The organism is Nocardioides panzhihuensis (genome assembly GCF_013408335.1).
Taxonomy (GTDB): Bacteria; Actinomycetota; Actinomycetes; order Propionibacteriales; family Nocardioidaceae; genus Nocardioides; species Nocardioides panzhihuensis.
In genome coordinates this window covers 399927-423120 of sequence record NZ_JACBZR010000001.1, presented here as the reverse complement: position 1 = coordinate 423120, position 23194 = coordinate 399927, and the positions used below count along the sequence as shown (strand labels likewise).

The window sequence follows — 23194 nt, the reverse complement described above, 5'->3', positions numbered from 1 at the left end:
CCATCTCGCACCGAAAGCGCCTCTCGCAAATCGTTCCCGCACGAGGATCCGCGACTCTCTTGCGTTCGATATCGTCGACCAAAAGGGCGCGCTAGCGCTAGTAGTCACCGGCTGACCCCTAAACTCTCCATCTCGACCTGGAGCAAATTCGACTAGCGCATGGCGTCCCGGCACAGCCCTATATATCGGGAACAACTCCGGCTGGAACTCGACGAATATTACAGCCCCATAGGAGGCGCCAATCACGACACCGGGCGCGCATAAAACGAAAGACGGCCCGTCGCCTGACGCAATTCGAAGCAGCTCGCGCAAACCAATCTCCCGAGCAAGGACGCTCCCGAGGCGCGGAGCGTTCGAGTCGAAGGTACTACCGATATATAGGTCACCGACCACCAGTTCTTCGACACGCCATGAACTCAGCACGTCCTCAAGAAATTCAAGGACGTCAGTTTCGTAATCCCTCCAGCCAGAAACCGATGCCAGGCCTCCGCGAACATCGTCCGAACGGGGTGAAATCCTTATACTGATCACTTTGCGATCCGTTCGAATCCATGAAAGTCGCCGCTGGTAGATACGTCTAAGCCGTATGTGCCCTCACGGGCGCTATCTTTGGGAGATTGGAAGTTCTTTTTCCTATTGCTCGAACCCTTCACGACTCCACCAACATGACCGGTGTTGTCGTAAGTAATCCGCTTGGGCTGGCCACCCGACGCCTTTCTGTTCTCCCAGATTGCTTGACCGCCAGCCGACCTCTCCTTGGTCTTATCGTAGCCAAGGTACTTGGCAACGTCTTCCGTTTGGCTCCGCGTAAGCGGGTTCCCACACTGACGACTTGCATTGTGGACAATGATATCGCCAGCACCAGCGTGGTACGTGTGGAGCCCACCGACCGTTAGGTTGTATGCTGTCAAATCGCCGATCCACACATCGACAGCGGTGACCTGGACCCGGGTCCCAACTCCCGTCTGGAGAAGATCGCCGATCGCCAGAGCGATCGCCGGCACCCACGCACCGTCCGGTCCACGGTTGTCGACCCAGAATGGGTGATTGTCGGTGGCGTCGATCCAGTGGCCGTCGGCAGTCTGTACCGACGCCATCGTGTGCGGGCCCGAATGCCGGATCAGGTTCGTCACCGGGCGCGGACCATCAACTCCAGTCACCGGGTTCGTCGCCCACACCCAGTCGCCGATACGTACATCCCGGATCGGGATACGTCTCCCGTCAGCGAGGAGGACGAGCGTGTCGCCGGTGAAGGAGTTGCATCCTGGCGAGTACCTCGCGCGCATCGTCGCCAAGAGCTTGCGAGCGGCCTTCTGCTGCCCGATGAACTCTGCAGCAGCTTTCCCGATCTTGTAGAGCGCCTTACCAGCCTTGTACGCCTTGCCCCACGGGACACTCCCGAGCACGAGACCGACGCAGGCCTTGTAGTCCTTGTCCAGACATGAGACAAGGTCGTTGTAGCCGATGAAATCCTTCAGGACCTCCCAGCCGACCTTGAGCGCAACATCACCGATTGAGCGGTTCAGTGTTGCTTGGGCCTCTGCGGCGGCCTCGAGTTCCTCGCGAGAAGGACCAGTCTGCTTGTCAGAGACCTTCGTGGTCCCGCCGCCAATGTCCCCGCCTGTTGAGGTCGGGTATCGGCCCGGCGTGCCGGGGGTGTCGTGCCAGTCGCCGTCGTTGTCGCTGTCGAACCAGGTCACCTGGGTGCCGTCGTAGCCACATGATCCGGCGGAGCCGCCTGCATCGCTCGCACACTGGGGCGCCAGCCCGGTCGGATCAGACCAGGTCAACGGGTTGTTGTTCGCGTACACATAACCCAGCGCCTGCGAGGAATTGGCGGTGTCCAGAAGCGGGTCGACCGAGATGAACCTGCCGATGCCTGCGTCGTATTGCCGCGCCCCGACCGAGGTCAGGCCGGTGTCGTCGTCAACCTGCATGTTCAAGAATCCACGACTGGTCGGCCAGGCGTCGGTCTCCTCGTCCGGGTTTGCGCCTGTGATCGTGGCTCGGTTTTCGCCGAACGGAGTCATGTATCGCCGGGTCGCCGTCAGGCTGGCGGCGTCGAGGCTGGTCTGGGCGGTGCCGTGAGCGTCGGGGATCTGGAAGTCCAGAGACCCGTCACTGTGACGGACCGCGACCTGGCCGACCGGGGTGTCGTAGTGGCGCGCTGCCGAGGTGACCCACGGGCTGGCTGTCTTGTCGACGGTGATCTCGAGGCCAAAGACCATCAGGGTCTTCTCGGAGGGTGAGTCCTTGACCAGGAGGGTGCCATCGGCGCCGTAGAGGTAGGTCGTTGCCTTGTCCGGGCCGTCGCCCTTGACCGTAAGAGAAGCTAGGTCACCTTCGCTGTTCCAGGTCAGATCCTGGGCGGTGCCTGCAGCTGTTCCGGGACGCGCGATCGTGTTACCGGCGTCGTCCACGCCATAGGGGTCGGTCTCGATGACCGCGCCTGTGGCGGTGTTGGTGCGGGTGACCTTGCTCGGGAAGTTCGCGTGCGCCGATCCCGCTGCCGGGTAGGTGTAGGTGTCGGTAACCTCGCTGGCCGGGGTTGTGGTCCCGACCGCAGGCAGGTGGCTGGTCTGGGTCTTACGTAGGCCGCTGCTGGTGTAGGTCCAGGACTGGCGGTATGGAGCGGGGCCTCCGAGCAGAGCGGTGGCCGGGTCTGTCCCACAGTTGGCGTCGGCAGGCGTCCACGCAGCAGCGAGACGTTGATGATCGTCGTACGTGTAGCACTGAGCGTCACCGTTGGCTCGGTCGTGGTCCTTGGTCGGGTTCCCCGCCGGGTCATAGGTGTAGTGGTGGTCAGAGACGACGGTCTCGGACAGGCTCGTGGTTGCGAGCGTTCGGGTCAGCCGGCCGGTGGCTTCTTGATAGCCGTTGGACAGATACAGCGACTGGTTGGGGCCTTGGCCGAGGTGAATGTTCGAGGGCTGGTTCCAGCCGTCGTAGTCGATGTCCTGGACGATCCAGTTCGTCCCGCCCATCGTGATCGGGTTGCCGAGCTCGTCGTAGGTGTAGTCGACGTTCTCCTTGGCGAGCACGCTGGTGGTGCCGACAGTGACACCAGGGGTGTAGTCGATCGAGACGGACTGGTCGACGTTGTACTGGACCTGGTGAACCAGTGATGCGGGGAGTCCGTTGTCGAGGCTGGTGAGCGTCTCGTCGCCAGTGGCGGCGCCGGTGACGGTGAAGTTCTCTGACGAGACATTGTAGGCAGTGTTGTAACCCGCGATGGTGTGGGTGAACTTCGCGCCGTTCTGGCCGCCCACGTACCGACTGGTCGAGCTCGGCAGACCCTTCATCGGGGTGTCGTAAGTCCACGACGTCAGGAGTTTGGTGGCATCGGCTGTGGCGCCGTCGTAGAGGTGGGTGGACCGGTTGAGCTGGTCGTAGACGGTGGACGTTGCCTTGCCACGTGCGTCGGTAGTGGAGGCGAGTAGGTCGTTCTCGGTGTAGGTGAACTCGGTGGTGCCCGCCTCGGGGTCCGTCTGGAAGGTCTTACGACCCCTGAGGTCGTAGTCCCATTCGAACTCGCCCGCGGGTGAGCGCATGGCGAGCATCCGACCGGCCAGATCGTAGTCATAGGTCGTGGTCAGGTCCCGGGCGTCGGTCGAACCGTGCTCGACGTGCTTGACCTGCTGGCCGCGGATGTCGGTGTAGCCGGTTGTCGAGGGTGCTCCCTGGGGCGGGTCGACTGTGGCCTTGTCGGCACCGGCATAGGTCAGGTTGGTCGACCAGAGCTCGTCGGTGTGGCTGTATTCGGTCACCTTGGTCGGCCGGGCAAGGCCGTCGAAGCTGGTCTTGACTGAGTGCGAGGCCGTCCCAATGAGGACATCGGCCATGGTGTCGGTGGGCACGCCGGTGGTGAAGAGCCGGTCATAGGATCGATCAGCGTTCCCGAGAGCGTCATAGAGGACGCCGGTGATCAGGCGCCCGCCGGGTGACGCGGTCTGAGTTTGGCGGGGCCGAAGGAGGGAGTCGTAGATCTCCGTGCTGACCCGGTAGCCATCACCGAGCCGGTTCAACGTGCTGGTGGTGACCGCAATCGGTTCGGTGCGACTGATCTTGTAGCTGTACTTGACTGACGGGGTAGCAGAGGCGGATCGGTTGGTCTTCCACAACGACACCGTCCGCCCGAGGGAGTCATAGGCGGCCGAGGTGTTCTTGCTGTTCGGGTCGGTGATCTTCGCCGCGATCGACCGCTCGGGCGTGTAGGCGGTCGTCGTCTTGAACGCCTTCCCGGTCGAGTCCTGCGTCTGTGCGACGCTCGCGAGCGTTCCGTCGGCGGTGTGGGCGTAGACGGTCGTATCAGTGCTGGTCGCGCCGTTGCCAGCCGGCACCTTCACGCTGATCTGGCGCCCGTAGGCGTCAAAGGTGCTGGTCGCAGTGATCTGGAAGACCGGGGCCGGGGTGGTGTTGAACGACTTCACTCGGTCGGTCTCGGTCGGCAGGCCTTTGGTAGGAGCTTGGCCTTGGGTGCCGCCGTCGTAACGCGTGCGGGTGTGAGAGATCGTGTTGGTCTCGGACGGATCCAGAGCGGTCGCGCCGCAGACGCCCTTGGAGGTGACTTGTCGAGAGGCGAACCCGACCATCCAGGCCGCGTCGACTGTCCTGGTGCCGGCGTAGGCGGTCGCCGTGCAGGTCTGGTCGGTGGACACGGTGGTATCGCCGAGGTCAGAGGCCCGGGTCACCAAACCAGTGGAAGTGTCGTGAACGTAGTCGATCTGACGGGTGCGGTAGCCGCCGTCCGACGACGCCTGCTTCGTCAGGGTCATCTCTGTGCCGGTGAATGCAGCCGATTCCAGTCCGCTGCCAGCGGTGACGTGGACCCAGGGCTTATTGATCGTGCTCGTGTGCACCGCGCCCCCGGCGCCGGTCAGCGTCTTGGTCTCCAGGGCGCGCCCGGCCAGGTGGATGTTGTCGGCGTGGGAGGCACCCGTGGAGTCGGTGACGGTGACGTTCTTGGCGCCACCATCCGCGTTGGCCCGGTCGCCGTCCATGCCCTGGAAATAGGTCGCGACCGATTGGGTTCGGGTGTCGGTGATGCCGGGGTCACCAGTAGTGGTCCGGACTGTCTTGTATCCACGCCACTGCGACCAGGTGCGGTACTTCTCCGGGATGAGGCGTGAGTTGTTATAGGCCCACGCGGCACCACCCTCGTAGTTGTAGAAGGTGGTGATCGGGTCACCTTCACCGGTCTGGTCGATCTGGTCGACCTGGGTCACCACGTACTTGTGGAACCAGTCCTTACGTTCCTGGGTAACCCCTTCAGGTGTCCATTTCACCGGGTAGCAGCGCCGCGCGTTCGACTCGGCTGCCGCGGGAAGATCACCAGGGGTGCAGTTGGGGTCGCTGTAGAAGACTGAGGTGTGGGCGCCGGTCTCGGTAGTGATGCCCTGAAGTCGGTAGCGGGTGAGCGGCGAGATCCCGTCAGCGGCACTGTTGACGCGGTTGTCGTGGTTGGACCAGGTGAACGTGGTCGGCGGCAGCGTGATGTCGGCGCCGTCGCCGGCTTTACCAGTGCGTGTGATCTTGTTCAGCCACAGCACACTCTCTTGCTGGTTGTCGGGGTTGACCCAGGTGTAGTCGAAGGCCCACTCATCCACCGGGGTGTAGGCCCCGCCGACGCGAGTCTGCGTAGTAACGGTGTTCAACCGGTGGCGGGTGAAGTAAGTGGGCGAGAGCTTCCCCGTGCATTCCGCGCCTGCGGCGCAGAGTTGGTCGAAGGGTGTATCAGGCCAGTTCGACTGGGTGTAGGTCTCACAACCGGTCGCTGCCAGGCAGCGGGTGGCGTAGTCAAGCGCAACCCGGTACGGCGGCGCGTTGTTGGTGGTGCCACCGTCGGTGCCGTTCCGCAGGCCGTAGTCGATCTGGGTCAGGCGCCCGCCCCGGGTGTACTCGGTCGGGGTGGTGTTGTTGCGACGGTAGTGGTTGATGTCTTCGGCGTATCGGTAGGCGGTGCCGTTGCCGGAGGTGTCCACGACGTAGTCGAGGTTCCACCGCCAAGCCTGCTTCCCACAGAAGCTCTCGGCGCCGGTAGAGGCGCTGTAGCACGGCTCGCCGTCGTTGTTGCCGTAGACCGGTGTCGTCCACACCGAGTTCGTTGGCTCGGTTTGGCCGGGTACCCGCGAGCGGCCGAAGTAGAGGCGGGTGCCGTCGGGGCGGGTGACTTCCCAATATTCGTTGTTGTTGTCCGGGTTTGCCGCTGCCAACGCAGCGTTGCTCTCGACGCGCGTGTTGGTGGAGTCCGCGGCGGTCGCGATGCGCCGGATCCGGGTGCCGTCATCGTTGGCGAGCTTCCACGTTCCGTCCCCGGACTTGACCAACTCTCCGCCGGCACCCGCCATCGCGAGGGTGGCGTTGTCGTTCTTCCAACACATGTCGGCCTTGTTCTCGCGGCCGTCGGTGTCACACACCAAGTAGGAACGTTCGATGAAGGCCTGCGACAGATCAAATCCCTCGCCCAGCACCGAGGACTGGTTGTTGGTGGTCGAGGTCATCCCGTCGACAGTCTGAGAGGAGTACTCCACCGCAAGCGAAGGCGCCGATCCTGCTGCAGGTGCGGTCATCGTGAACGGATGGGACCAGGAGAACCCACCGGATCCGCCTCCAACCGACCACGATGAGGACGCCGCGAGAGGAGTCGCGGCGAAGTCACCGGTGCCCGTGGCCGATGCGCTCGTCGCCGCGAAGAGCACCACCCCCGAATCGGTGAGACCGGTCTGCGGGACATCCGCAATGATCGATTTCGTCTTGGGGTCGCGGTCGGCGCCCAGGGTGGTGAAGTCCTGGCACGCCTGTTTCTCCGGGGTAGTCAGAACACATTCGGGATAGAGCCGCGGGGAGACTCGGCCTGCCCAGTCTGCGCCGTGGGCGGCCTCGATCGAGGTGTAGTCCAACCGCACCTCGACCGGAGCGGCCTTGCTCGACTTCTTGCTCGACTTTTCCTTGGCTGTGGCAACTTCATGAGCCAGTTGCTGTTGGGACGTCGTGGGGACGAGGCGAACCGCGACACCGTCGACGCCCGCCTTCACTGACTTGGCGTGGGCGACGACTTCGGTTTCCAGGTCAGCCCATTCAGGCTCGGCGAACACGTCGACCGGGCCCAAGTCTGCTGAGACTGACTCGGGGCCGTTCTCGCTGCCCGCGGCACTGTCGCTACCCGCGACGGCACCGGCGTTGTCGCCCGGTGCCGTTGTGGCTGGCGATGCGAGCTTGGCGGTTTTTGCTGCGGGCCAGGTGACCTTGTTTTTTCCGACAGTCTTGGCGCGGTCGACGTCAGCTTGCTGCTCCTTGGTCAGGCTGGCAGCCTTCACCGGTTGGTGGTCGGTGACCTTGACCGGTTTGGTTGCCTCAAGCTTCGGCTTGTCGAACCCTGAAGTGGCCGCCGCAGCAGGCAGAGTCAACGTGACACACAGGCTTGCGGCGAGGCCAGTGATCGCGAGCCCGACACCACCTCGTCGCCACACCTTGCCGTGACCAAGATGGCGGGTCAGCGAGTCGCCCATCCGCCGACTGATCGTGGGCCGCTGGGTTGCGGATTGGTTGCCATCGAAACTGTTGCTGAGTGTCATGCGTGGGGGGTCCTTCCGAGATCAAGCCAAGGCGAGCAAAGAGGTGAACGAACGGGGCGAACGGCGTCCGGGCTGGTTTCAGGGCTAGGCCGACCGGTGGTTCCTCGTCCTGTGGACGAGGAACCACCACGGGGAGGCCCCAGCGCGGGCCGGGTTAGCCGGTGCCCTCTTGGTTAGGCGAGGCTGCCGGTGCGGTGTTCCACTCGGCCGCAGTCTCACCAACCTCCGTCGCGGAGGCAGGGCGCGCATGCATCGCTACATGAGCAAACGATGCCGGGGTAGGGAGGGAAACCCCTCCGCTAGCGCCGGGGTCGCCGCCGATCATGATCTTTCGTGCGAGCTCGGTCGGCGGCGTGAACTTGCCTGCGGCCGCGATCGCCGCGACCCGGGTCCCGTTGACGTACAACGCCAAAGTGTGGCCGTCCCACACCGATGCGACGTGGTACCACTGGTCCGAGGAAAAGGACACGTCCGTTGGTGTCGATGCCACTCGGTAGGCGCCACCGATATGCGCGCTTACGCGCAGAGCAGACCCGAGGAAGGAAATCCCAATCCCACCGGATTCCATGCCGGAGCACAGATGACTCTGACTTTGCACAGGCAGAGCGGTCTCGACACGGAAAACACACTCGAAGGTGAATCCACCCGACAGATCCGCCCATGCATCGAAGTCGAAAGACACCCCGTCATTGACACCATCGGCTCGCATGACCTGCGTCGGCCCACCAACAGAGATCTGGTCGTCGGTCCAATACGTGGGGGCATCCCAGATCCGAGCCGGTAGATCTCGGCTGTTTTCGTTCGGAGTCCCACCTGCGAAGTCGACATCAAGCTTCGTCGAGGTCTCGAGCGGAGGAACGACCGGGTTGGCCGGCGTCTCCCACTTCGCCGCGATCTCGGCGACCTCAGCATCCGAGGCGGCGCGCGCGTACACCCCTGCGTGAGCGAAGGAGGACGGCGGAGCCGGGGTGGAGACACCTGGGCCGGAACCAGCATCGCCGCCGATCATGATGTGACGTGCGACCTCCTCCGGGGGCCTCAATGCGCCAGAAGCGGCCGTCTCGGCGACCCGGGTGCCGTTGATGTACAACGCCAAGGTGGCGCCATCCCACACCGATGCGACGTGGTACCACCGGTTCGAGGCAACAGACACCTCCGCTGGTGTCGAGACCACCCGGTAGGTGCCACCGACGTGTGCCACTGCGCGGAGGTCGGAGCCTACGATATTGATCGCGAACCCGCCATTCTCCTTGCTTGAGCACAGGTCACGCTGACTGCTGACCGGCAACGTCGTCTCGATTCGGAAGACACACTCGAAAGTGAAACCACCCGCCAGAGCAGGCCACGGGTCATCCGCGAAGGAAACCCCGTCATCGACACCGTCGACCCGCAACACACGCGACGGGCCACCAGTCGATACTTGGTGATCGGTCCAATATGCGGGAGCGCCCCAGACCTGCGCCGATAGGCCCTGGGCATGTTCGTTCGGTGTGTCGCCAGCGAAGTTGACATCTAGCTTCGCCGTGGTCTCGAGCGGAGGAACAACCGGGGTATCCGGTGTCTCCCATTTCCCCGCGATCTCAGCGACTTCAGCGGTCGAGGCAGCACGCGCATACAACCCTGCGTGAGCGAACGAGGACGGCGGAGCAGGGAACGAGACTCCTCCGCTGGAACCGGGGTCACCACCAATCATGACCTTCCGTGCGACCTCGGCCGGCGGCGTCAATGGCCCCGCCGCTGCGGTCTCCGAGACCCGGGCGCCATTGACGTACAACGCCAGTGTGGTGCCGTCCCACACGGATGCGACGTGGTACCAGCGGTTGGAGACAGCTGGAGCGTCGGCCGGTGTCGCGGCCCTCCGATAGGTGCCACCGATATGTGCCGCTGCGCGGATCTCAGAGCCTTCGACAGAGATCGCAAACCCGCCATTCTCCTTGCTCGAGCACAGGTCACGCTGACTGCTGACCGGCAACGTCGTCTCGATCCGGAAGACACACTCGAAAGTGAACCCGCCCGCCAGAGCAGGCCACGGGTTATCCGCAAAGGAAACCGCGTCGTCAACCCCATCGACCCGCATCACGCGCATCGGACCGCCAACCGCAACCTGGTCATCGGTCCAGTAGGTGGGGGTGCCCCATACCTGGGCCGGCAGACCCTGAGCGTGTTCGTTCGGGGCGTCACCAGCGAAGTCGACATCGAGCTTCATCGTGGTCTCGAGCGGAGGAACGACCGGAGCATCCGGCGTCTCCCACTTCGCCGCGATCTCAGCGACCTCAGTGGCCGAGGCAGCACGCGCATACACCCCTGCGTGAGCGAACGACGACGGCGGCGCTGGGAATGATACGGATTGATGCATCCCGGAGTCCCCACCGATCACGATTCGACGCGCGACCTCGGTCGGCGGCGTCAACGGCCCCGTCGCCGGTGTCTCCGCGACCCGGGTCCCGTTGACGTACAGAGCCAGCGTGGCGCCATCCCACACGGACGCGACGTGATACCAGCGGTTCGAGACAGCTGGAGCATCCGCCGGTGTCGAGGCACTCTGGTACGTGCCACCGATATGCGCCATAACGCGGATGTCAGAGCCTTCAACAGAGATCGCGAATCCACCGGCTTCCTTGCTGGAGCACAGGTCATGACGGCTGCTGACCGGCAGCGTGGTCTCGATGCGGAAGACACACTCGAAGGTGAATCCACCGGACAGCTCGGCCCACGGATCGGTCTCGAAGGAGACGGCGTCATCGACACCATCGACTCGCATCACCTGCGTCGGTCCTTCGGCAGAGACGGTCTCGTCTGTCCAGTAGGCCGGGGTGCCCCAGGTTCTCGGCTCAAGTGATTCAGCGCGTTCATTCGGGACACCTCCAGCGAAGTCGACGTCGAGCTTCTTTGTCGTCTCGAGAGGAGCCACCGCCGCATCGGCTGGGGGCGGGGTCTTCCAGCTCGCAGCCATCGTGGTCGCCTCCGAGGCGGACACACCCCGCGAATACACCGCCGCGTGCGCGAAGGAGGCCGGAGGGGACCGGAACTGAATAGCGTTGTTGGGGCCGGAGTCACCTCCGATCACGAAGTTCCTGGCCGTCGAAGCCGGTGCACCCAGGGCACCACCCGCCGCTGTCTCGCCGACCCGGACCCCGTTGACGTAGAACGCCAAGGTTGTGCCGTCCCACACCGAGAGGGCGTGATACCAGCGGTCGGCCTCAGCAGGCGTAGACACAACCTGGTAGGAGCCACCGATGAAGGCGTTGGTGCGCAAATCGGAGCCTTCGACGAAGATCCCGAAGCCGCCACTTTCCTTATTCGCGCACAGATCCCGCTCGCTGGATACCGGCAGGGTGGTCTCGATCTTGAAGACACACTCCACGGTGAATCCGCCACTCATCTGCGCCCACGGGTCAACCGCGAACGAAACCGCGTCGGAGACACCGTCAACCTGCATCACGCCGGTCGGCCCCGCAGCAGAAACCGTCGCATCCGTACCAAAGCCGGGAGCACCCGAGGTCCGTGCTGCCAGACCGGCAACCCGCTCGTTGATCACACCGTCAGCGAAGTCGACATCAATAACCTTCTCGGTATCAATCGGCGTGATCACCGGAGCCTCGAACGGAGGAGTAACCCCGTCCCCTCCCTTCTCAATCGCGTCGGCAGTCATGGCGCCGGCAAAGAGCTTGATCCGGGCGATATCACCCGCGAACGGCGCCTGGGGCCCTCCGAGGGACTGATTCGCGGTGCCGTTGCCAAGGCTGAACGCGCCTCGCGCCTGCCACGGGGTCGTGAACGCGTCCTCGGCCCGCGGTGAGAACTCGCTGCCGTCGTCATCAGCGAATGCTTGGCCGTTGAGGTAGAGCTTGATCACGTTGTTAGTTGCGTCATATACACCCGTCACCGCGTTGAAATCGTTGAGCGAGTCAACATTCAACCGGACCTCGGAGACCCCAGCCGAAGCCGAATCAGAGGCCGCCATCCGGAAGTAGAACTGCATCACCCCATCGCTGGTCGGCCGATACCCCAACGTCCAGGCAGCAGTGTTGGTGCTCGTCTGCTGAGCAATCACCGCTGCACGGCTGCCGTCCGGGATCCGCACCAACGCTCCCACCGTGAACGAGGTCGATGAGGCCACTGGGGACTGCGGCATCTTGACCTGCTGCCCCGGTTCACCAGGCAATGTCAAGGCCGGAACCGTCACGGCGCCATCGAGCGCACCCGCCAGATAGTTAGAGCCCGCACCAGAAACCGCGAGCTTGGCTCCAAAGGAGCGGTCCGTGATCACCCCGGCAGTCGAGGTGTCAGCAGCCATATCCCAGTCCGCTGCGGTCGAGGTCTCCTCACGAGTCTCTGAATCGAGCTTCAAACGCGCGGTCACATCGGGATCGCCGATCGCAACATCCCAGATCCCGACCTGGTCCACCATCCCGTTCGCGCATCCAGGTGCGTTGAGAGCTGAGTTGCCGCAGCCCAACTGCCAACCCTCGACAGATTCGGCCGCTGCCGTATAGGTGGCCGTCCCGTTCTTGACGCCGTTGACATACAGCGTCACCGTCTTCGAGGAGGCTTGGTAGGTCGCCGCCAGGTGGGCCCACTGACCCACGTCGGCCACTGCGTTCGAGGATGCCTGCCGGGTCTCGGTGCTGCTGCGCCGACCCGCCACCCACTTGCGTGAGCCGGCGTCATAGCCGAGTTCAAAGGCGTCTCCAGTCGCCGACGTGGCCGCGATTAAAGTCGCTGACTCCGAGGTCGATACACGAACCCAAGCTGCAACCGAGAAGTCCTGGGTGGTGCTGACCCCAGCCACCGTCGTCGTTGCCGGGGCGCCACCGGTGAACCTCAGCCCGTCATCAGCGCGGCCCAGATCGCTGATTGTCGCGCCCCCCAGCGACAAAGTCCCGGTCGAGGGGTCCCGGCCAGTGTTCGCGCCACGTGCGGCTTCGTTGTCGAATGTCCAGTCAGCGACCGGTTCATTCGCCGCGACATAGAACTCATACGTCGCCGACGCGCCACCAAAGCCAGCCTCGTCAAAGGCCTGGGCCTGGATCTTTCGCAACCCCGTCTTCTTCGGCGTGAACGAGAATGTCTTCGCAGCACCGCCCGTGGTCGTCACTGACGTCTTGGACGTCGGCTCGCCCGACGCCGGCCCGACGACCCACCACTGATACTTGACCACATCAGTATCCGGTGCGTCGACAGTGAAAGTGCCGGTTCCTCCCACGCGGGTGCCGGTGTGTGGGCAGGTCGATGGTGCCTCGGCGGCGCATTCGGGAAAATTGCTGCTCGTCAGCTTCGGTGCCTTCGGAGCCGAGGTATCAACCCTGAAGTAACACCACCCCGAAGTTGACTTCGACTCCAGGTGCGATGACTTCGCAGAGTTCAGATACACCCGCGCACGCGAATAAACCCGATACTTATGTCCATTTGACACAGTTCGCGAAACCCACGAAACCTGACCCGATTCCTTACCCGTGGGTGCGACCTGAGCCGCCGTGCCGCCGGTGCCGGTGTTCTCGATCCTGAAGGCCCCGTACAGCTTGTCCTTCGCCGACCGGATCGACACCTCCGCACCCAGCTGAATGTCGGTCGACGTCACGATCGCCGGATCTGTCGAGCTGCCGCACGCCACGGATCCAGAAGAATCCTTCAAGTACGTCTTGGACGTATTTGGGTACGGCATGTAGCTGATCTCAAGATGCGCGCCGTCGTCATCGAACTGCTTCCACGCATACTTGTTCGACTCGTCCTTCCCCCGAATCATGAACGTACCCGACGAGACACCCTGGTCCGCAATGTTCTGCATCCCGTACTTCACGTTCCAGCCGACCCAGTTCGAACCGGACCCACACCCGGCGTAGGAATAGCGAGTGTCCTGCAACGCACCACGGGCCGGTTGCCGATTCCACGTCGTCGCCGTGCCGATCGGATCAGTGCGGTACACCTGGGTCGGGTGCTCCGCACACTGCGCCGCATGGATCTGCTTCACGTTCATCGCCGCCGACAGAACACGGGTTCCCTTGAGCGCGGAAGTGATCGGGAAACGGAAATATGAGCGGACCTTCTTGTTCTGCTCCCAACCCTCATACCCTGCGCCCAGGGAGTGCTCGGTCTGCCAAAACGACTTCGTTGGGTAGTTGGACCACACTGCGGTCCAGCCATTCCGTGTCGGCTGAGACGTCGCCGGGTCAATAACCACCGGCAACGTCGTCTTCTTCGAAGCCAACAGGGAGACATCCGGCTTCAGCACCATCTCCGTGTCCGACGCCACCGCGTCAAACACAGCGACCTGATCAGACGGGGCTGGACCATCCGTAGCCTCCTCGCCCGAGTCCCGAGCGACCTCACCACCCTTGGCATCCCACATCATCGGCGTGCCCGACCACACCACCCGACGGCCATCGGCGTCCACAAATGCCGTGCCACCAGCCGAGGCCTTCGGCTTCAAACCGTTCAACCGCAACGGAATCCGCAGCTCCGCCAACTTCGGCGACTGCGCCGCCGCGCGAGTGTTCACCACGAAGAAGTACGAGAATCCCGCCGGCTTCGCCTCGACCACCAAGTCAACGCCAGGGATGACGTCGACATAGGTAGCAGTCGGTCCATCCAGCGATGGCTCCGGCAGGTCAAAGGGCGCGAGGAGCTCGTATGCCGCACGGTCACCCTTAGAACCCTGTACGCGGAACGGGGCATACGACGCAACGACCGAGCCCTTCGCGCCACCGTCAGAAACGACGACAGTGCCATTAACCGATGCAGCCTTCAACATCCCACCCGGACCGTCGACAAGATCCGTGTCGATGTCTACCCAGTCGCCATCGCCACCATCACGAACCCTCACTGGTTCCAAAGACACCACCGCCCGCAACGGCCCCTCAGGCGTCGCCGTCACCAACGTGTTCTCGGTCGTCAACGAGTCAACGGTCGTCGGCTCCCCCGACTTAGCCGCCAACGCCATCGCCTGCGCGGTCGACCCCGCGGCCAAGCCGTCCGTCGATGACATCGACCGCGCTTGAGCGGGTGCCGGCGCGAAGACCACGGAACCCGCGAACATGCCCGTGAGCAATGCCAGCACCAACGTGCCAGAGGTTGAGCGACGATAGGACAACAGGACAAAACCGAGAACCCGGGACATTCCGGTGGCCTCCAAGTGGCGATCGGACAGCGAATCGTGCCTCTCCGATCCCGAGTCGGTTTAGCGAAGCCTGACGCTAGCCCCCCAGGGCATCACTACATCTGACGAATCCGAACGTCGTTACCAGGCTGTGGTAATCGGTGACAACGAACTTCGCCGGCCGGGGCGACCTCCCGCCGCGAAGATTAGGCCCCGGTCACGCGTTCCACCCCGGGATCGGGGCCTATCTTTGAACATCAGCATCCAGTCCTCGCAACCGCGCGGCGACGGTGCAGAGTCGCGCCACATCAAGTGGCAGCACGGCACACAGGAAGGCGTACGTCTTGGCTGTCTCCCCTGGCTCGTCCCGGATCCTCCTCCTCTGCATCTCCGCGGTTGCCACCGTGGTCGCCTTGGGCTCGACCTACGCGCTGACCACAAGTGCCGCCGAGGACACCGAACCGCGTGCGGAGAGGAACTACGGCGATCTGCCGCCCGACGACTTCGGCGGGCCGGGGCCGGTCATGTCGACCAGCTCCCCATCGGTCTCTCCCTCTGCGTCGTCGACGCGCTCACCCAAGCCCTCCGACGGTACGGATCCGAAAACGCAGCCCGCGGATTCCGCAAAGTCGAACCGATCCGGCGATCGGCCGGCCGAACAGGAGCCACGCGAGGGTGAGCCACTGAGCTCTACACCGGCGAACGGCGCTCCTGGGTCAGGGCACATCGGCGTACCGCGGAAGAAGAAGCTGCGCGTCCACCGTGGCGACCTGGTGATCAGGACCGCGGGGAAGGTGGTCGACGGCCTCGAGGTGCACGGCAGGGTGAGCGTCGAGGCGCCCAACGTGACGATCCGCAACACCCGGGTGATCGTGCCGACCGGTTCCGAGACCTCCGGGATCTCCAACAACAACGACAAGGGTCGCGGGATGCGGGTGCGCAACGTCGAGGTGCGGGCCGCGAGCGCCGCGTCAGGCGTCAACGGCGTGGTCGGCCACGACTTCACCTTGGAGAGCTCCGAGATCCATCACGTCACCGACCAGGTGCACATCACCGGCAGCAACGTGACGGTGCGCAACAACTGGTTTCACCACAACTACCACTTCGAGAGCGACCCCTACCAGGGCGGCGGCGCCTCCCACGACGACTCGATCCAGATCATCGGCGGCGGCAACATCACGATCGCGGGCAACCGCTTCACCGGCGCCTACAACGCCGGCGTGCAGATCACCCAGAGCATCCGCGACGTCAACGGGGTCACGATCCGTGACAACCTCCTCGGCGGGGGTGGCTGCACCGTCAACATCGCCGAGAAGGGCCGGGGCCCGGTCGAAGGCGTGGTGATCCGCGACAACCGGTTCCTGAGCGACCAGCGCATCGACGGCTGCGCGATCATCCGGCCGACCACGACGAAGGTCAGCCACTCCGGCAACGTCTGGGACGACACCGGCGGTCCGGTCACGGTCAGCCGCGGCTGACCTTCCGGGCCAGTGCGCCCCGCACGGTCACTGCCAGCGACATCACGTCGCGCCGGACCGGCGGGACAAGTAACAAGAACGCGTACGCCGCGGCCCCGGCCACCACGCAGACCGGCACCGTCACCCCGGGATGCTGCTCGTCGAGCGCCTGGGCGGTGACGTAGGCAGCGGAGGCGACCGACCCGGCGACCAGAAGGACGCGCGCGGCACCGAGGTAGAGCGGGCCCACTCGCAGCTGAGTGCGACGGGAGATCCACCACAGCGACAGCGGCCACTCCAGCAGGTGGGCGGTCGCATAGCCGACCGCGACGCCGGTGATCCCGTAGCGCACCCCGATGACCACGCAGACGACCTTCAGTGCCGAGGCGACCAGGGTGTAGTGCCGCAGCTCCGTGGTCAGCCCGTGGGCCAGGTAGACCCAGTAGCCGACGTAGGCCAGAGTCTGAAAGAGGCCCGCGCAGGCGAGCAGGGCGAAAACACCGGCGACGTCCCAGCCGGGGCCGAGGAGGAGCGCACAAACAGGCCCCGCGGCACCGGCGACCAGCCCGAGCCCGGCACCGAGGCTGTAGCCCAGCGCGATCTGGCCGCGCTGCACGAACCGCTGGGTCAGAGCGGGGTTGCCACGGATGCGGCTCAGGACCGGCAGGGCCACCGTGGTTGTGGGGCTACGCAGCTGGCCGAGCGGTGTCATCAGCAGATGCCAGGCGCGGTTGTAGGTGCCGAGCTCCTGAGCGCCCAGGCGGGTGCCGATGAGCACCGAGTCGATGTTGCTGGCGGCATAGTTGATCAGTTGCGTACCCGCCAACGACCAGCCGAAACGCAGGAATCCGCCCATCTCGACGCCGCGCCGCGGGCGGCCGGGGAGCCAGCCGGCAAAACCGCTGGCGACCACCAGCGCGACGGCGCTCTGGATGAGCTGCTGAACAGCCAGGGCCCAATAGCCCGCGCCGTTGGCCGCTGCGTACGCCGCGACCCCGAGAGCGAGCACTGGCGCCGCGACCTCGGCGAAGGCGAGCCTGGTGAAGAGCATCCGACGGGTGAGGTCGGCGCGATACTGCGCGGCCATGCCGTTGAGGACGAACATCCCGGCCATCGCCACGGTCAGCATGGTGAGCGCCGGCTCCCCGTAGAGCGCGGCGACGAGCGGAGCGGCCGCGATCGCGAGGAGCGCGAAGCCGAAGCCGAGGCCGGTGTTGAGCCACCACAGATTTGTCTGCTGCTCGCGGCTGAGCTCCTTGGCCTGGATCGCGGCCGTCGAGAGCCCGAGGTCACGGAAGATCTCGGCGACCGCGACAACTGCCAGCACCATCGCAATCAGGCCATAGTCGCGAGGGCCGAGCATCCGGGACAGCACCACCACCGAGGCGATCTGGACCAGGATGCGTACGCCCTGGCCGCCGAGCACCACCAGCCCGCCGCGGGCAGCGCTCCTACCCAGACTCACGCCACCACCTCCGTAGCGCAAGCGCGAGGGTACGGATGCGGCGGCGTGTGGATCCGACGGTTCGCTCGCTGGCGCTCGCTCACCCGAGAACCTCGCCCGCGATCTCCTCGCGATAGCGCTGAGCGCCGAAGCGCTGCTCGGCGTCCTTGCGCCCGGCGGTGGCGAGCCCAGCAGCCAAGGCGGGGTCGGCAGCGAGCCGCTCGATCGCATTTGCCAGCTCTCCGGCGTCGTCGGGCGTCACCAGCAGCCCGGTCTCGCCGTCGCGCACGATCTCGGCCAGTCCCTGCACCCGGCTCGCGACCAGTGGCCGCTCGGCGAGCAGCGCTTCGACGGCGACGTTGCCGAACGGCTCGACGCGAGAGGGCACCAGCACCACGTCGGCCTGCTCGAGCTCGCCGGCGGGCTCGGCGACGTAGCCCAGGAACTCGACGCTGCCGGCCAGGTCCCCTGCGGCCGCGCGGGCACGGAGCTCCTGCTCGAACCACTCATAGCCGGCGAACACCGACCCGCACACGCGCAGCCGCGCATCGATCCCGCGCCGGCGCACCTCGGCGAGCGCATCGAAGGCCACGTCGGTCCCCTTGCGCGGGGAGAGCCGTCCGACCAGCACCAAGCGCAGCTGTCCGTCCGGCGTCCGGGCGCGGGCAGCGGCCACGTACTCCGGTCCGGGAACGCCGTTGTAGACGACAGTCGTACGCCGCCCCAGCACCGGCAGCGTGCGCGCGATCACGTCGCGCGAGGCACGCGAGTTGGCCACGACACGGGTGGCCAGCAGGAGCGGAGCGGTCAGGGCGAGGCGTACGGGCTTGGGCTGGTCGTCCTCGGCCTCGTGCACGTGGCAGACCACGGGGACTCGCGCGGCACGGGCGACGAGGATCCACCACGGGATCGTCACCGTGTTGACCAGCATCCGGCTCGGCCGGGCCCGGCGCCACAGCCGCGCCGCGCGCACCCAGAAGACCATCAACGCCGCGGCCAGCCGGACCAGGCCGACCGGGCTGAGGTAGGCCTTGCGCAGCACCGGGAACGTCATCACCTCGACGCTCGCCCCGGCTGCCTCGAGCAGCGGGAGCAGCGGACCGGGCTCGGGCACGACCACCGTGACCTGCTGCCCCGCCTGGTGCAGCCCGCGCACCGTCTCGACCAGCTGAAGATCGGAGCCGTAGACGTCCGGCGACGGGTGGGCGACCAACACAGGCATGATGCGAAACCGTATGCCACCGACACGATCCGGGCCGAAGGTCCTGCAAAGTCCTCCCCAGATCTGGGGAGAGGACGAACGCGGTGACCGCCGCGGGTCCGGAGGCGTCTAGGGTTTCCGATGTCCTCCCCCGATATGAGCGAAGTAGGAACGAGCATGGCCGCGACCGGCGCCGAGCGCGCCCCAGGCGGGTTCCGTACGCATCTGGCGGCGCTGGGACAGGCGCAGAAGCCGTCGCTCAACACCGCGGCCTACTCGCGGCTCGTCAACCGGCCCGCCGGCCGGGTCGTCGCCGCGGCCGCGCACACGCTCGGCGCGACGCCCAACCAGGTCACTGCGCTGAGCGCGACGCTCTCGGCCGCCGGCCTGCTGGTGCTCGCCCTGGTCGAGCCGCACTGGTGGACGGGGGTCCTGGTCGCGGTGCTGCTGGCCGCGGGGTACGTGCTCGACTCCTCCGACGGTCAGCTCGCCCGGCTGCGCGGCGGCGGGACGCGCTCGGGTGAGTGGCTCGACCACACCATCGACTGCTTCAAGACCGCCAGCCTCCACCTGGCGGTGCTGGTGTCCTGGTACCGCTTCGGCCCGGCCACCGACGGCTGGCTGCTGGTGCCGCTGGGCTTCGAGGTGGTCGCTGTGGTGACGTACTTCGGTCTGATCCTGATGCCGACGCTGCGCCGGCCCGCGGTGGTCGAGCTTGTCGAGACCCGACCCACGACATCAGCCGATGAGAACCCTCTCCGCAAATGGGCCCTCCTGCCGATGGACTACGGCGCGCAGTGCTGGATGTTCGTGCTGCTCGGCTTCGGGGTGCTCTTCCAGTGGACCTATGCCCTGGTCTTCGTCTGCAACGCCGCCGCGCTGGCCATCGCGCTGCGCAAGTGGTGGCATGAGCTGCGCGCGCTGGATGGCCCCTCACAGGTGTCACGATGAGTGCCCTCGCTCGGCTTGCCGTGGTCGTGGTCAGCTACGGAGATCCGTCGCTGCTCGAGCGACACACGACCCAGGTCGCCGCGGCGCTCCGCTCCGCGCGGATGGTCGTAGTCGACAACCTCTCGACCGACGCCAACCGCGCCGCGGTCCGGCAGCTCTGCGAGCGGGAGGGCTGGACCGGGGTCTTCCCGGGCACCAACACCGGCTTCGGCGCCGGCTGCAACCTGGGCGCCGCGGCCGCGCTGGCGGAGGGCGCCGAGGTGCTGCTCTTCCTCAACCCGGATGCCACCATCGATGCCGAGTCGGCCGTACGCCTCATGGCAGCCGTCGAGGCCGAGCCGCTCCTGCTCGCCGGGCCGACCGTCCTCGGACCGGGCGGTGAGGTCGCCTCCGCCGGTCTCGATCTCGACCTCGACACCGGAACGATGCGCCCCTGGCGGCAGCGAGCCCAGCACTCCAGGTCACAGCACCCCGAGGCCGAGACGCTGCCGTGGATCACCGGCGCCTGCTTCGCGGCCACGCGCGAACTGTGGGAGAAGGTCGGCGGCTTCGACGAGCGCTACTTCCTCTACTGGGAGGACGTCGACCTCTGCGCCCGGGTCCGGGCGGCCGGCGGCCGGGTCGCGGTCGTCGACGGGGCCACGGCGACCCACTCCGGAGGCGGCACCCAGCGCGCGGAGGGTTCCCGAGCCAAGTCGCCCACCTACTACTACTTCAACATCCGCAACCGTGCCCTCTTCGCGCGGACCTGGCTCAGCCAGGAGCGTCAGCGGGCCTGGCGTCACGGGGCGGTCGGGGCGGCGTACGAGATCTTGATGCGTGGTGGCCGCCGGCAGCTCCTGCACCCGGTCCGGCCGGTCTCCGCAGTCGTGCGGGGGCTGCGTGACGGGCGCCGCGACCGGCCCGTCCGGGTCCTGGAGTCGGTCCACGAGCTGCGCGCGACGACCAACCCCTACATCGTCCAGCTCATCGAGACCCTGGGCCGGCGCGATGACACCGAAGTCCTGCTGTTCGGCTTCGCCCGGGCCATCGCGGGCCGCTACGACGTCTTCCACGTGCACTGGCCCGAGCTGCTGATGACATCGTCACGTACGCCGCTGCGCCGGCTGGCCCGTCAACTACTCACCACCGTGTTCATCATCCGGCTCCGGCTGACCCGCACCCCGGTCGTACGCACCTGGCACAACCTCGTCCGACCCGACGGCCTGAGCCGCTGGAACCACCGGCTCCTGGACGCGCTCGAGGGCCGCACCGGCCACGTCATCCGGCTCACCGACCAGACCGCGCCGCCGCTCGAGGTGCCGACCTCGACGATCGTCCACGCCCACTATCGCGACTGGTTCGCGCCGGTGATCGAGGTCTCGACAAGCTCGACCACCGGATCGACCACCAGCCACCCGAGACGGGTGCTCTACTTCGGCCTGATCAAGCCCTACAAGGGCGTCGAGCTGCTCCTGGAGGCGGTCGCCGACAGCCCGGAGGCCGACCTGGACGTACGCCTGGTCGGCTCCCCCACCGACCCTGCTCTCGCCGACCAGGTCCGTGCCGCGGTCGCCGCCGACGCCCGGGTGAGCGCCGAGCTGAGCTACGCCGACGATGCCACCCTGGCCTCCGAGATCGGCCAGGCCGCGTTGGTGGTGCTGCCCTACCGGGCGATGCACAACTCGGGCGCGCTGCTGCTCGCGCTCTCCCTCGACACCCCGGTCCTGGCGCCCGACAACGAGGTCAACCGCCGTCTGGCCGAGGAGGTCGGCGCGGGCTGGCTCCACCTCTTCGAAGGCACTCTCACCATCGAGGACCTGGAGCGTGCGTTGAAGTCCGTCACCACCGACCCGCCGCCGGGTCGACCCGATCTCTCGGCGCGGGAGTGGCCCGAGTCGGCCGCGCTGCATGCCGCGGCGTTCCGGGCGGCGCTGCGACCTTGAAGCGCTCGAGCTAAGATCTCAGGCATGTCGAGTCCCGAAGCAGACAGGTCAGGGGCTGCCGGTCACACCGCCAGCCCCGTGAACGACTGAGCATTCCGCCCGTGATCTGAGCGGGCGCGTTCGGCATGCTCCGGGCCGCCGGCCGTGGTGACCAGAAGGACCATCTTCTGACCACTCACCTCGGAGTACTCGATGCCTTTCGCCCTCTACATGCTTGCCCTGGCGGTCTTCGTCATGGGCACCTCGGAGTTCATGCTCGCGGGTCTGCTGCCCGCAATCGCCACCGATCTCGACGTCACCGTCGGCACCGCCGGTCTGCTGACCTCCGCGTTCGCCGTCGGAATGGTCCTCGGCGCGCCGCTGATGGCTGCCTTCGCCCGCCGCTGGCCCCCGCGTACGGCGCTGCTGGTCTGCCTGCTCCTGCTCGCCACTTGCCATGTGGTCGCCGCGGTCACACCCGTCTTCCCCGTCCTTCTCGTCGCCCGGGTGCTCAGTGCGCTCGCCAACGCGGGCTTCCTCGCCGTGGCACTGGCCACAGCGACCGCACTCGTGCCCGAGGACAGGAAGGGGCGTGCCCTGGCCATCCTGCTGTCCGGCACGACCATCGCCACGGTCGCCGGTGTTCCCGCAGGGGCACTGCTCGGCACCGCGGCCGGATGGCGTACGACCTTCTGGGCCATCTCGCTGCTGTGCGTTCCTGCTGCGATCGGGATCCTGCGCGGCATCGCGGACTCCCAGCCCCGGGCTGATGCCGGCACCGGTTCACCGCGGCTCCGCGCCGAGCTGGGCCAGCTGCGTTCGCACCGTCTACTGCTCGCGATGGCCCTAGGCGCACTGGTCAACGGCGGCACCTTCGCAGCCTTCACCTTCCTGGCACCGGTGGTGACCGAGACAGCAGGGCTGGAAGACGCCTGGATCTCCGTGGTGCTGGTGATGTTCGGCCTCGGATCGTTCCTCGGTGTCACGGTCGCAGGACGGCTGTCGGACACCAGACCGGGCCTGGTCCTCGCCATCGGCGGCCCGCTGCTGCTGGCCGGCTGGATCGCACTCGCCCTGGCCGCGTCCAACCCCGTCCTCCTCGTCGTCCTGGCCCTGGTCCTGGGAATGCTGTCCTTCGGCGTCGGCAGCACGCTGATCGCCCAGGTGCTCTACGCCGCGTCCGGAGCCCCGACGATGGGCGGTTCGTACGCGACCGCCGCGCTCAACCTCGGAGCCGCAGCCGGTCCCATCCTGGGCGCACTCGCGCTCACGACCGAAGCAGCCGAACTCGCCCCCGTATGGGTCGCCGCCGGCCTCACCGCCCTGGCCCTCGCGGTGATGCTCCTGTCGAGGCTGACCGGCGGTGGCGTCGGCGTTCTACGCCGAGAAGTCAGTTCCCGGCCGCGAGAAGTCAGTTTCTGAGCGCGAGACGTCAGTTCTTGACGCCCTGCATGTCAGGGTCAAGAACTCGACGTCAAGAAATGCCCTCTCGACGTCAAGAACTGCCCTCTCGACGTCAAGAACTGACTTCTCGACGTCGAAAACTGACTTCTCGCGTCCTTTACTA

General features: G+C 66.0%; 8 protein-coding genes. 4 read left to right on the top strand and 4 right to left on the bottom strand.

Annotated elements, in window-relative coordinates:
- Window positions 1–527: 527 nt before the first annotated feature.
- Together BJ988_RS01835 and BJ988_RS01830 are read right to left on the bottom strand one after the other, a co-directional pair.
- Entirely contained in the window at window positions 528–7574 is a 7047-nt protein-coding gene (locus BJ988_RS01835; protein ID WP_179656413.1) for a toxin C-terminal domain-containing protein, read from the bottom strand.
- A gap of 154 nt (window positions 7575–7728) precedes the next feature.
- Complete coding sequence (locus BJ988_RS01830; protein ID WP_179656412.1) at window positions 7729–14469, bottom strand: LamG-like jellyroll fold domain-containing protein; 6741 nt, start codon at window positions 14467–14469, stop codon at window positions 7729–7731.
- A gap of 545 nt (window positions 14470–15014) precedes the next feature.
- Between BJ988_RS01830 and BJ988_RS01825 the strand changes: the two genes are divergently transcribed.
- Window positions 15015–16148 carry a right-handed parallel beta-helix repeat-containing protein gene (locus BJ988_RS01825; RefSeq protein ID WP_179656411.1) on the top strand — a complete coding sequence of 378 codons (1134 nt, stop codon included), beginning with the start codon at window positions 15015–15017 and terminating at the stop codon, window positions 16146–16148.
- Here BJ988_RS01825 and BJ988_RS01820 read toward each other — a convergent pair.
- Together BJ988_RS01820 and BJ988_RS01815 are read right to left on the bottom strand one after the other, a co-directional pair.
- The gene (locus tag BJ988_RS01820) at window positions 16135–17592 is read right to left on the bottom strand and encodes a lipopolysaccharide biosynthesis protein (RefSeq protein ID WP_343051407.1); all 1458 of its coding nucleotides are present in this window, start codon (window positions 17590–17592) and stop codon (window positions 16135–16137) included. The genes BJ988_RS01825 and BJ988_RS01820 overlap by 14 nt on opposite strands.
- Before the next feature lie 79 nt (window positions 17593–17671).
- Window positions 17672–18793, bottom strand: coding sequence for a glycosyltransferase family 4 protein (locus BJ988_RS01815; protein WP_179656410.1), 1122 nt, complete (start codon window positions 18791–18793; stop codon window positions 17672–17674).
- 156 nt (window positions 18794–18949) lie between these two features.
- Between BJ988_RS01815 and BJ988_RS01810 the strand changes: the two genes are divergently transcribed.
- From BJ988_RS01810 to BJ988_RS01800, 3 genes are all read left to right on the top strand, one after another.
- Entirely contained in the window at window positions 18950–19723 is a 774-nt protein-coding gene (locus BJ988_RS01810; protein ID WP_179656409.1) for a CDP-alcohol phosphatidyltransferase family protein, read from the top strand.
- Window positions 19720–21648, top strand: a complete 1929-nt coding sequence (locus BJ988_RS01805; protein WP_179656408.1) for a glycosyltransferase — start codon at window positions 19720–19722, stop codon at window positions 21646–21648. The genes BJ988_RS01810 and BJ988_RS01805 overlap by 4 nt, the downstream gene beginning before the upstream one ends.
- Window positions 21649–21840: 192 nt before the next feature.
- Window positions 21841–23049: a Cmx/CmrA family chloramphenicol efflux MFS transporter gene (locus tag BJ988_RS01800; protein WP_179656407.1), complete on the top strand. Its 1209-nt coding sequence runs from the start codon at window positions 21841–21843 to the stop codon at window positions 23047–23049.
- Window positions 23050–23194: the final 145 nt, after the last annotated feature.